Below are 11,855 nucleotides of genomic sequence, written 5' to 3'. Positions count from 1 at the left end.
TATATACACATGGGCGGCTTTTTTGGAGTGGCATCGAAGAAGGACTGTGTACTGGAACTTTTTTACGGAGTGGACTATCACTCCCACCTGGGAACCCGGAGGGGCGGTATGGCAGTGTACGGTAAGGAAGGATTCAACCGCGCGATTCATAATATTGAGAACTCTCCGTTCAGGACGAAGTTTGAGCGGGACGTAGAGGAACTGAAGGGAAATATGGGGATCGGATGTATTTCCGACTATGAGCCCCAGCCGCTTCTCATTCAGTCCCACCTGGGAAGCTTCGCGATTACGACGGTGGGGAAGATCAACAACCTTGAGGAACTTCTGGAGAGAGCGTACAAAGACGGACATTCCCATTTCCTGGAAATGAGCGGCGGGCAGATCAATGCTACGGAGCTGGTCGGATCGCTGATCTGCAAAAAGCCTACTCTGACAGAGGGAATCCGCTATGCGCAGGAGATGATCGACGGCTCCATGACCCTGCTTGTCATGACAAAGGACGGGATTTACGCGGCGAGGGATCTTTACGGAAGGACGCCGGTTGTCCTTGGAAAGAAGGAAGACGCCTGCTGTGTGTCATTTGAAAACTTTGCCTATATCAACCTGGGATTTACGGATTACAGGGAGCTCGGCCCCGGCGAGATCGTCCGGATCACGCCTGAGGGAGCCGAGACGCTTGTGCAGCCGGGAGACAAGCTGAAGATCTGTTCTTTCCTCTGGGTATACTACGGCTATCCGACTTCATCCTACGAGGGGGTGAATGTGGAGGAGATGCGGTACAAGTGCGGAAGTATGCTTGCGAAGCGGGACGGGGACTCTGTCCATCCGGACGTTGTGGCAGGCGTACCCGACTCGGGAATTGCGCACGCCATCGGATATGCCAATGAATCCGGGATCCCGTTCGCCCGGCCGTTTATCAAATATACGCCCACATGGCCCCGGTCATTCATGCCGGCGAACCAGAGCCAGAGGGATCTGATCGCCCGGATGAAACTGATCCCCGTGCAGGCGCTGATCCAGGATAAGAAACTGCTTTTAATCGACGACTCCATTGTCCGCGGAACGCAGCTTCGGGAGACGACGGAGTTCCTGTACCAGAGCGGGGCAAAGGAAGTTCATGTACGGCCTGCCTGCCCGCCTCTTGTGTACGGGTGCAAATATTTGAATTTCTCCCGGTCCAAATCGGATATGGAACTGATTACCCGGCGCGTGATCCGGGAGCAGGAGGGGGACAACTGCCCGGAGGAAGTGCTGGAAGAGTACACGAATCCGGATTCATGCCGCTACGCGAGAATGATTGAGGAGATCCGGAAGCTCCAGAACTTTACGACGCTCCGCTATCACAGGCTGGATGATCTGATCGCATCGATCGGGCTTAAGCCGTGCGAAGTGTGCACGTACTGCTTTAACGGAAAAGAGTAAAAGAGGGAAAGAATAAAAGATTGACAAATCGGTTAGAAAACGGTATTCTATGAACAGAACAACCGTTTTCTAACCGTTTTCTGCTTCGCAGGAAAATCAGGCTGCGTTTTCTGAATGGAGGTGTGCATATGAACCTGAACCAGCTGCATTATTACAAGGAAAAGACCGGATATACTTTTGAACAGCTTGCGAAACTGTCGGGAGTTCCCCAGGGAACGATCCAGAAGATTTTTACCGGAGAGACAAAACGGCCGCGGAGGGAGACCATGCAGGCGCTGGAGGCTGTACTCTGCCCGGATGTATCGAATCGTGCTGATTGGGATGACGAATCGGCAGGATGGGAAAAAGACTATTATACAGCAGGCGCTGTCCGTGAATCCTCGACGGCGTACCATGTCCGGAAAGACGGGTATACACTGGATGATTACTATGCGCTGCCGGATGAGCGCCGGGTGGAGCTTTTAAACGGCGTGATCTATGACATGGCTGCTCCCAGCACAGTACATCAGTATATCGTTACATTTTTTACTTCTGCGCTGTTTAACTATGTAACAGAGAAAAAAGGCGGATGCATGGTTTTCCCGTCCCCGGTAGATGTCCAGATCGACTGTGATGACAGAACCATGCTTCAGCCTGATGTGGTTGTCATCTGCAAGCGGTCAAAGATTATCAACCGGTGCATTATGGGCGCGCCTGATTTTGTGCTGGAAATCCTGTCAAAGAGTTCGAGGAAGATGGATCTGAAGCTGAAGATGGCAAAATACGCGCAGGCCGGAGTGCGCGAGTACTGGGTGGTAGATCCCGACGGGGAGAAGACGTATGTATTCTGGACGGACGAGGAGGATCTGATCAGGGTATACGGGCCGGATGAGGATGTGCCGGTGGGGATTTTCGAAAATGAACTGACAATACCGATGAAAAGGTTGTTTGAAATTGTCCGCGAACTGAAAGGGGAAGACGGCCAGGTTCCGGATGGAGACGGGGACGAATCGGACAGATCGTAAAAGGGCGGATGAAAACGGAGCAAACGCGGGAAAGCGCAGAGAAAAGCGCAGAGAAGGTATACAATTCTTTGTCAAATGTGGTATACTGTCCAGTGAAACGCCGCGCAGAACAGTCTTATGCAGCGGCGGAATGTATCAGAGAGAAGGGAAATAACTATGGCAGAAGAACAGAATACAGCCGGATGCACAGAAGAATCCTGTGCCGGCTGTGCACATGCGGATTCATGCAGCAGCAAAAAGACAGATTTCCGTGAGCCCGCAAACCAGTACTCCTCGATTAAGAGAGTGATCGGTGTGGTGAGCGGCAAGGGAGGAGTCGGAAAATCACTTGTGACGGCGTCGCTTGCAAGGATGATGATTGAGAAAGGCTATACGGTCGGAATCCTCGACGCAGATATCACCGGACCTTCGATTCCGAAGATGTACGGAGTGCATGAGAAGGCCAGAGGAACGGAAGACAGCATTATGCCGTGTATCGCAAAGGACGGGACGAGAATTATGTCTGTCAACCTGCTTCTGGAGGATGAGGCTGCTCCTGTGATCTGGAGGGGACCGATCATCGCCGGAGTGGTGAAGCAGTTCTGGACAGATGTTATGTGGGGAGATATCGATTATCTCTTTGTGGACATGCCGCCCGGAACAGGCGATGTGCCGCTTACCGTATTCCAGTCGCTTCCGGTGGACGGAGTCGTGATTGTGACTTCTCCGCAGGATCTTGTGCAGATGATTGTAAAGAAAGCTGCCAATATGGCAGAACAGATGAACATCCCTGTTCTCGGTATCGTGGAGAACTACAGCTATGTGAAATGTCCGGACTGCGGCAGGGAGATCAAAGTGTTCGGCGAGAGCCATATCGAGGATATCGCAGAGGAAATGGGCGTTCCGGTACTCGGGAAAATGCCGATCGACGCAGAACTTGCACAGGCTGTTGAGGATGAAAAGTTCTACGAGGCAAAGAATCCGTATCTGAAAGACACAGAGCTTTGATACAGGGAAACAGAAAACAGACGGATAAAACAGCAGAAACAGCGGGCGGATCTTTCCGGCGCGCGGGAAACAGAACGCGCGGGGAAAAGTGCCCGCTGTCTGTGAATTCCAGGACAGGAGGGATTTTACATGACAGGAGAGAAGATAATAATCTGGAATGAAGATGAATATTCATATCCTGCCGCTTACGGGTTCATCCCGTTTCTGACGAGCTATATCCACGAAGACCGGGAGATCCATCCGGCGATGCTTGTCGTCCCGGGCGGCGGATACAGGGATGTGTCGCCTTCCGAGGCTCATCTTCCCGCTATGGAATTTTACAGCGCGGGATACAATGTATTCGTGCTTGCGTACACAGTCAATCTCCTCGATGAGCTGAAAGCGCCGCTCGGGCTTCAGCCGCTCAAAGACATTTCAAGGGCAGTACGTATCTTACGGAAAAGGGCGCAGCAATACGCGGTGGATCCGTCGCGGGTGGCGGTATGCGGATTTTCCGCAGGAGGACATCTCTGCGGAAGCCTGTGTGTGCACGGAGAAGATGTGGAGGATGAATCCCCGGAATATGAAGGTATATCCAACCGTCCGGATGCCGCCGTTCTCGCTTACCCGGTGATTACATCCGGTGAATATGCGCACAGGGATTCCTTCACCGCGCTTTTCGGAAAAGATTCGGGGAAGAAAGATCTGGATTATATGTCTCTTGAGAAACATGTAAAAAAGGATACCCCGCCGTGTTTCCTCTGGCAGACCGTGACGGATCTTACGGTCCCGGTGGAGAACAGTTATCTTTTTGCCATGGCTTTGAAGAAAGCAGGGGTACCTTTCGCGCACCACGTGTTCCCGGAAGGAGTCCACGGGCTTTCTGTCGCCACATCACAGTGGCTGGAGAGGGATTTCAGTGTACCGTACACACACGAGCAGATCCGGATGCTTGCCGCGGCGATCGAGAGGGGCGAGACCGTCTGCCCTAAGGAGAAAGGCGAAGAGATTTTAAACCATTTCGGACTGGACGGAACGAAAAAGGAAAAGTGGGATCCCATTACAAAAGAGCAGATCAGACAGACCCTTCCCCAGGTGGGAGCCTGGCCGAAACTGGCGGAACAGTGGCTTGGTGATTTGTGGAAGTATGGAGCCTGAAATGGCACTCAACGGATGGCCGGCGCATAGTATAACAGAAAGAGACCAAGGAGTTTTTCTGTTATGGCATATGAGACATTCGAGAAAGTAGAGGGAATTATACAGGGAATCAACAGAGGGGATTCCTGCTGTTCCATGACGGTATCCCTGATCAGTGATTCCAATATTGTAAATGTAGTGGTGGACGGGGATACAATTGTGATCGACAATGTGCGTCTCCGCCCGGGAATGCGGATTGCGGCGTTTTATGATACGAATCTTCCGACGCCGGCCGTCTATCCGCCCCAGTACCGCGCGGAACTGGTGACATCGCTTCGCAGAGGGCAGCAGGTCCTGCTGGACTATTTTGATGACAATCTCACATCCGCGGACAATTCCCTACAGATTAATATAGGACCTATGACAAATGTAGCGACGCTGAACGGACAGCAGTATACGTGCAGCCCGGAGAATTCGGAGCTGCTCGTCTACTACACGGCGGCGACGTTCAGCATACCGGCCCGGACGACGCCGCAGAAAGTCGTGGTGATGTGTCAGTATTAGGAATCTGGTTTTGCTGCAGAGTTTCGCCCCCTCTGACAGAGTGAGCTGTAAATGTGTACGCCGGAAAAAGTCCTGCTGCGTTCCCTTGCTCAGGGGCGCGCGTAGCGCTCCATTCGCCGCTCACGCAGCAGAACTTTTTCCGGCTGTTTATTTCAACCGCCACTGGAACAGTCGTAAGACGCTCTTGCAACAAAATGAATTTCCTCTGTAAGGAAGAAATTTCCGGTACGTGCATCCTTCCGTGCGGAATTCTGCCTTTTTCTGGTATGATACTGCCGGAAGGATTGAAAACTTCATACGCAGGGAAACAGATCTCCTCTGACACTGTGCTGCATGAACGGCGAATGGAGCGCAAAGCGCGACCCTGAGCAAGTGAATGCAGTCGCAGTGTCAGAGGAGATTGTAAGTTTATCCGTATTCTGTATTCCATGTTTCCTCAGTTTCTCTGTCAGAAAAACCCAGATTTCCCTTATTACTCAATCATACGCGCGATCCGGATATAGAACGACACCAGAGCCTCGCAGTAATTGTTTGAGATCGGACAAACGAAGGGAATCTTCCGGCCGGCGATGGAGATTTCTTTTCTTGGCTGTATTACATAATCGTACATATATTTCAGAAAGTCTTTGTTTGTTGGCTTTTTTGTCCTTGATGACCGGCTAAAGACTGCTTCCAGCAGTTCTGTGTTGCGCGAATTCCAGACGGAGTTGACAACGGTCCGCATATTTTTCTCGACGCAGTTCCATGAAGTATGATAATGCTTTGCAATATCCAGGTAGAGATGTTTTGTGATACATTCAATCCGCTCCCGGTCTTCAATAATGAGCAGGAGTCCGTGCACTACATAATCGTAACCTGTGTAAGAACGGGTAACTCCAAAGGAATCCAGAGTATTCATTATTACTTTTTCATAATTCATCTGTACATCCTCTCCGATCTGAGAACTCTGTTCCTTCTGTACACCAATATTATCCTAAAATGTAATATTTTGGCAGACAATACAATTGTTTCGACTATTTTCGACCTCAAAAGGTCGAATAAATGAAAAGCCTAATCCCCCAGCTATGCTGGGGAGAATGGAGTAAGCAGGAGCGTGTAGGATAACAATCAAAAGCCTCCTATGCTAAAATGAGAATGGTGTCGCAAGCCAAACTCAAAATTTAGTATAGGAGGCGGTCCAAAATGGACAATAAGAGTTTATCACACGTAAGATGGAAATGCCAATACCATATCGTTTTTATTCCGAAATACAGAAAGAAAATACTGTATGGAAAGCTGAAAGCAGATGTAAGAGATATAATTTCTACATTATGCAGATATAAAGATGTAGAGATTATAGATGGTGCGGTATGCGAAGATCATATTCATTTAAGCGTAGCCATTCCACCCAAGTATAGTATTTCAAAATTTATGGGGTACTTAAAAGGGAAGAGTACGCTAATGATATATGATAGACATCCGGAACTGCAGAGCAAATGGGATAAAGCGTTCTGGGCCAGAGGATATTATGTTTCAACAATTGGTAATATCACAGAAGATGCAATAAAGAAATATATAAAAGAGCAAGCAGAAGAGTCGAGGAGAGAAGATTCAGGAAGTACCGCTTTATAAGCGGACCAGTAACAACGCTTGCGATACCCGCCCTTTTGGGCGAGCATGTAACCGGCCCTTATGAGGGCCAAATCAAACCACCACTTGAAGTGGTGGTTGTGACTTAGAAGATGGACAGACTTAAACAATGAGAGAGTTTTGAAGAAAGACAGGATGGGACAAAATCAGGCTTTTCACACAAGCGGCTGTGCCTTTGCCTTCTTCCTGTATTCTGAAGGTGAAATATGATCTTTCTTTTTCAATGCCTTTGAAAAATAGTCTCCAGAGCTGTAACCGATTAATTCTGCAATCTGATCCAGAGAATAATCTGTGTTTTCCAATAATTCTTTACCGGCATTCAGCTTGAATTCCGTAATATTTTCTATAAATGATTTCCCAGTAATTTGTAAAATCAGCCTGGAAAGATAGGATTTGTTATAATTGAATATCTTAGCCACGGAATCCAGAGTGACGGTTCGATAATTACTCTGAATATAATTGAGCAGCGCCATATATTCTGAGTGAGAAGTTTTTTGACCTCCCTCGTTAAACAGTTGAATATTTGACTGGTAGTTTGCAAGTACACAATTCATAAAAATACTGAGCCAGCTGACACAGAAGCTGTAGGAAAAGGAACTGAGTCGGCGCGCCTCGTATGCAATATGCCGTACAGCGATTTTCATACTATCTGTATTGGAACATGGAATGAAAAGATAATTCTGCATATTTTTCCCAAAGAGGATCGTCTGTATATAAGATGCAATTAAATCACGGCGAAGCAGAACAACGGAGAAAGCAGCTTCAAATGCTTCTGCCGTCATGGAAAGACTTATTACAAAAGACTCCCTGTCGAGGACAAGAGGTTCATGTATTGTACCCGGCGGAACAATACAGATATTCCCCTCTTTCATCTGCAGGGAGGAATTCTCAAAAATGATCGTGCATTCGCCTTGGTAGACGTATGTAATTTCAAAATGTTGGTGACTGTGGAGACCCTGCTTTGCAAAGTTCTCATGGAGAAAAACAAGAAACAGATTGTTTTTGGAAAACAAGGTTTCTGTGTTGTAGCTGTAAGGATCGTTATTTTTTATTGCAGACCATGTCTGACCTACAGGATAGAGGCTTTGAAAAAATAGATCCATAAATTCTTTATCCGTCAGTGATTCGACAAATTCGGAAAACGGGTTATTGTACTGCTGTATCAGCAGCTCCGGTTTCTTCCGGAGTTTTTCACAGATAAAAGAAATGGTGCAGCAGGAGCCGAATTTTTCATAGTGCTGCAGCAGTTCTTTCCTGATTAAAGATAAAGGAACATAGAAATTCATGAAAGCGCCTCCCTTTTTTTCCGCCCCTGCAGTTAATAGAATATAAAAGTAAAAAAAGTACGGATTATATGTAAATATATCATGTGTGTTACGGGATCTTCAAGTGGTAATATAAGAAAAAAGAAGCCGGCTCAAGAAATAAAGGAGAGAAACAATGGATATTTTTCAGTACAGAGAAATTAAATTCCCGGAAAATTTTATATTCGGTGCATCAACAGCAGGTCAGCAGATAGATGGAAACAGTCATTCCCAGTTCGATGATCCTGATATATTTCCGCCTTCCGACTATTATCAGCCCGCCGGAATCGCGTGCAACAGTTATCGTATGTACAGGGACGATATAGAGTTGATAAAGAAACTCGGACTTGATGCATACAGAATGTCTGTTGAATGGTCCCGCATCGAACCGGAACAGGGATTATTTGACAGAGAGGCAACAGATCATTATGTAAGACAGCTGAATGAGCTGAAGGAGGCAGGGGTTAAAATATGTTTAACACTTTATCATTTTGCACATCCGATATGGTTTGACAGGCTGGGAAAATTTACCGATTTAAATCAGATGGGAGAATGGAAAAAATATGTGGAATATATTGTTCCGATTGTAGAACCGTACGTAGATTATTGGATTGTAATCAATGAACCCAATCTTCCCTACCGCTATGACATGAATGAGAGATTGAATTTGTTGGAATACCATGCGGCAGGATATCAAATCATAAAAAAATATTCTGCGAAACCGGTTTCAACTACACTTGCGTATTCGATGAAAATGCCATATCGGGGACAGACAGATATGCTGGATAACGCACTTTGCAGATACTCGGACTTCCTGGAAAATGAATATTTTTTACATGCCATCCGTACCGGCGAAATATGCGCGCCGGGATTCGATGGAAAATATGTGAAAGATGTAAAAGACAGCTGTGACTTCTGGGCGTTTAATACATATGCAAGATGTATGGTAGACGGAAGAAAAAAAGACTGGCTGATGGATCATCCGATCTACCGGGCGAGCCATATACGTAGTCTGAAAATCCCATTTTACACAGATGAAATTTATCCGGATATTATGATCAATGCTCTTCTTAGAATGAAAGACAAACCCTGTATGATTACAGAGAATGGAATGGCAACGGAGGATGACCGTTTCCGGATTGTATATCTTACATCTATGCTTCAGGCTATCCGTGAGGCTATGGATATGGGCGTCGAGGTATGGGGATATATGTGCTGGTCGCTGCTTGACAACTGGGAGTGGGGAAGCTGTCTGCCTCAGTTTGGAATCGCGGAGGTGGAAAAAGTAACTTACCGTAGAATACCAAAAGACAGCGGCAGACTTCTGGGAGATATTTCAAGAACCCACAAGTGCAGTAAAGAAATGATTCAAAAATATCTGAAAAGTATGCCTTCGAAAAATGATTTACAGGAGGAAGCAAGATGAAAACAAATCAGATGCAAAATAGCGGAAAAATAAAATTCGGTCACCGTATTGCCTACGGGCTGGGAGACTTCGCCGGAAATATGATGAGTGGCGCAACAGCATCATATATTACATTGTACTATACGGACAATGTGCTGATCAGCGCGGCAATGGTTGGAACACTGATGATTATTGCGCGTGTTTTCGACGCTCTTTCTGATCTGGTTATGGGGTATATTATTGACCATACAAATTTGAAATTCGGGAAGGCAAGGTCCTGGCTTCTCATAGGGATCGTTCCGTTAATAATATCGTTTTTCCTAATTTTTCATGTGCCGGCCGGACTGGAAGGAATCGGACGGAGCATCTATGTAGTTGCAACGTATATTTTTAATACTGTTATCTGTATGACTATTTTGAATGTTTCCTACAGTACGCTGTGTACTTATATGAGTGACGATATACAGACAAGAATGAAGCTGACGGGAACGAGAACATTTTTTGCGACTCTGGCAATGATGCTGGCAAATATTTTTACAGTGGAAATTCTCGGGAAATACGGTTTTTCGCAGACTGGATATGACATGATGATACTGATATATGGAGGAGGTTCACTTTTCTGTCTGCTGATTACGGGAATGGTATGTAAAGAAAATTCTTCTCAGGTTCATGCGGATGAAGAAAAACCAAATACTACATTCAAGGACAGTGTAACAGTTATTACAAGCAACCGGTATATTCTGATTCTTGCCGGGGCATTTCTGCTGAACTGGTTGCTCCTTGGAGTAAATGGGGCATCTATGGTATATTTTGTGAGAGATGTACTCGGAGGAATGCAGTTTATGAGTATTATCTCTGCGGCAAGCTTCCTCCCGGCTTTGATTATACTGGCGCTTGACATTGTCCCCCGTGTCGCAAAAAAATTTGGAAAACGTTCGGCTTTGCTCATAGGAGGAGGAATTGAGGCGGCAGGTTTTCTTATCGCTGCGGCACTGCCGGCCACGCTTCAGGTTATTGTGATCGGTATGGTATTGAAATCTGTCGGAATGGGATTTGTGAACGCGCTCCTGTTCGCGACTGTTTCGGATGTAGCTGTGTATACGGATATTACGGAAAAAGGAGATTTCAGCGGGGTTACAAACAGTATTTCAAGTTTTGGTCAGAAGATTGGAATTGGTCTTGGGTCGGCAGCCATCGGATGGCTTCTTGCATGGGGACAGTATGATGCCTCCCTGACCGCGCAGACAGCCCATACCCAGTTTGCAGTAAAGCTCGGATTCTGCATTATCCCGTTTATTTGCGCTGTGCTGGTTATGATATGTATTTCTTTTATCGATGTAGATAAAAAGCTGGAGGCAATAAAAAACAGGTAGTTTTCAATAAAGGAGACAGAGAATGAAAACTCAGATTGAGTCCCGGAGTGAAAATTTTGAGGCGATGATGCAAATTGCAGAACAGTGCTTCGGTCAGCCGGTAAGACGTCCGGGAAAATTTGTGGAATGTATGAAAAAGAACCGGGGACAAATAGTACAGTATGATTATTATGAGACGCCGGAAGACGGCATGCCGCGCAGGAATCCGTTGATTGTTGCACTTGGTGACAGCGTGACAGCCGGACATTTTGAATTTAATGGCAGCAAGAACGAATTGTTTGAAAAACACAGGAAAGGTCTTCTGGGAGAGTTTGACGCTGTTGAAGTGACAGATGTACGGGAGTGCTATCTGGAAAAATTCAGAGAAATGCTGATAGAAAAATATGAAATGACATCAGTCAGCGTAGTCAATGCAGGAATTTCAGGAGATACACTCATTGGAATGAAACGGCGTCTACATCGGGATGTAATTTGCCATCAACCGGATCTTGTTATTATAAATGGTGCGCTGAATTGGCCGCCTGAATGCGGCGGTACAGAAGTATATGAAAATGTGCTGCGTGAAATTGTCAGGAAAATTAAACTGGAGACAGAAGCAGATATTATTTTAATGACGCCGAATGATGAGGTGCAGATGCAGAATGCGGTCAACGTTGTTTCCTCTTTGGAAAGCCGTGCTCTGACAATTAGGAAAATCGCAGATGAAGAGAAAGTGTGTCTTGCAGATGTATACCGTGTCTGGAAAATTTATGAGAAAAGGGGATACCCGGCCGAAGATATGCTTGCAAACGGACTGAATCACCCGACAAAACAGGGCCATGAGATCTGTGCGGAGATCCTGATGCAGTTATTGAGGGAATAATCCGGATTCATATGGATTTTATGCGCAGCCAGTCATTGATTTTACTGGTCATTCATGGTAATATCCCATCTTTGACAGTTGAAAAGAAAAACGAGTGCCACAATCCTTGAAGATACAGGGATTGTGGCACTTTGTGCACCATACTTGAAATATAGTAATGTTTTATCTTCGCTTACTTTTTTTCTGGAG

Annotated in this window: 11 protein-coding genes; 9 read left to right on the top strand and 2 right to left on the bottom strand. The window is 46.3% G+C overall.

Going from position 1 to position 11,855, the window contains the following annotated elements; all coding sequences use genetic code 11:
* The first annotated feature begins 9 nt into the window (after positions 1-9).
* From LKD70_RS02295 to LKD70_RS02275, 5 genes are all read left to right on the top strand, one after another.
* The gene (locus LKD70_RS02295) at positions 10-1,422 is read left to right on the top strand and encodes an amidophosphoribosyltransferase (protein WP_227706445.1); all 1,413 of its coding nucleotides are present in this window, start codon (positions 10-12) and stop codon (positions 1,420-1,422) included.
* A gap of 128 nt (positions 1,423-1,550) precedes the next feature.
* Positions 1,551-2,426 carry a Uma2 family endonuclease gene (locus LKD70_RS02290; RefSeq protein WP_227706444.1) on the top strand — a complete coding sequence of 292 codons (876 nt, stop codon included), beginning with the start codon at positions 1,551-1,553 and terminating at the stop codon, positions 2,424-2,426.
* Positions 2,427-2,582: 156 nt separating this feature from the next.
* Entirely contained in the window at positions 2,583-3,413 is an 831-nt protein-coding gene (locus LKD70_RS02285) for an Mrp/NBP35 family ATP-binding protein (protein ID WP_227706443.1), read from the top strand.
* Positions 3,414-3,542: 129 nt separating this feature from the next.
* Positions 3,543-4,550 carry an alpha/beta hydrolase gene (locus tag LKD70_RS02280; RefSeq protein WP_227706442.1) on the top strand — a complete coding sequence of 336 codons (1,008 nt, stop codon included), beginning with the start codon at positions 3,543-3,545 and terminating at the stop codon, positions 4,548-4,550.
* Between the two features lie 63 nt (positions 4,551-4,613).
* The gene (locus LKD70_RS02275) at positions 4,614-5,093 is read left to right on the top strand and encodes a hypothetical protein (protein WP_227706441.1); all 480 of its coding nucleotides are present in this window, start codon (positions 4,614-4,616) and stop codon (positions 5,091-5,093) included.
* 472 nt (positions 5,094-5,565) lie between these two features.
* On the opposite strand, the gene LKD70_RS02270 is transcribed toward LKD70_RS02275, so the two are convergent.
* A complete protein-coding gene (locus LKD70_RS02270) occupies positions 5,566-6,012 on the bottom strand; it encodes a sporulation initiation factor Spo0A C-terminal domain-containing protein (RefSeq protein WP_227706440.1) in 447 nt (148 codons plus the stop codon).
* Between the two features lie 263 nt (positions 6,013-6,275).
* On the opposite strand from LKD70_RS02270, the gene tnpA reads away from it, so the two are divergent.
* The gene (gene tnpA, locus LKD70_RS02265) at positions 6,276-6,704 is read left to right on the top strand and encodes an IS200/IS605 family transposase (RefSeq protein WP_227706439.1); all 429 of its coding nucleotides are present in this window, start codon (positions 6,276-6,278) and stop codon (positions 6,702-6,704) included.
* A 173-nt stretch (positions 6,705-6,877) separates the two neighbouring features.
* On the opposite strand, the gene LKD70_RS02260 is transcribed toward tnpA, so the two are convergent.
* Positions 6,878-8,008, bottom strand: coding sequence for an AraC family transcriptional regulator (locus LKD70_RS02260; RefSeq protein WP_227706438.1), 1,131 nt, complete (start codon positions 8,006-8,008; stop codon positions 6,878-6,880).
* A 154-nt stretch (positions 8,009-8,162) separates the two neighbouring features.
* Between LKD70_RS02260 and LKD70_RS02255 the strand changes: the two genes are divergently transcribed.
* From LKD70_RS02255 to LKD70_RS02245, 3 genes are read left to right on the top strand one after another with little or no spacing between them, the layout of a single operon-like run.
* Complete coding sequence (locus LKD70_RS02255) at positions 8,163-9,452, top strand: family 1 glycosylhydrolase (protein ID WP_227706437.1); 1,290 nt, start codon at positions 8,163-8,165, stop codon at positions 9,450-9,452.
* Positions 9,449-10,804: an MFS transporter gene (locus tag LKD70_RS02250; RefSeq protein ID WP_227706436.1), complete on the top strand. Its 1,356-nt coding sequence runs from the start codon at positions 9,449-9,451 to the stop codon at positions 10,802-10,804. The genes LKD70_RS02255 and LKD70_RS02250 overlap by 4 nt, the downstream gene beginning before the upstream one ends.
* 22 nt (positions 10,805-10,826) lie before the next feature.
* Complete coding sequence (locus tag LKD70_RS02245) at positions 10,827-11,666, top strand: SGNH/GDSL hydrolase family protein (RefSeq protein WP_227706435.1); 840 nt, start codon at positions 10,827-10,829, stop codon at positions 11,664-11,666.
* Positions 11,667-11,855: the final 189 nt, after the last annotated feature.

It is taken from the genome of Ruminococcus turbiniformis (assembly GCF_020687545.1).
GTDB classification, from domain to species: domain Bacteria; phylum Bacillota; class Clostridia; order Lachnospirales; family Lachnospiraceae; genus Mediterraneibacter; species Mediterraneibacter turbiniformis.
Note: the sequence above shows the minus strand (reverse complement) of the source record. Positions and strands in the feature narration are given on the sequence as shown.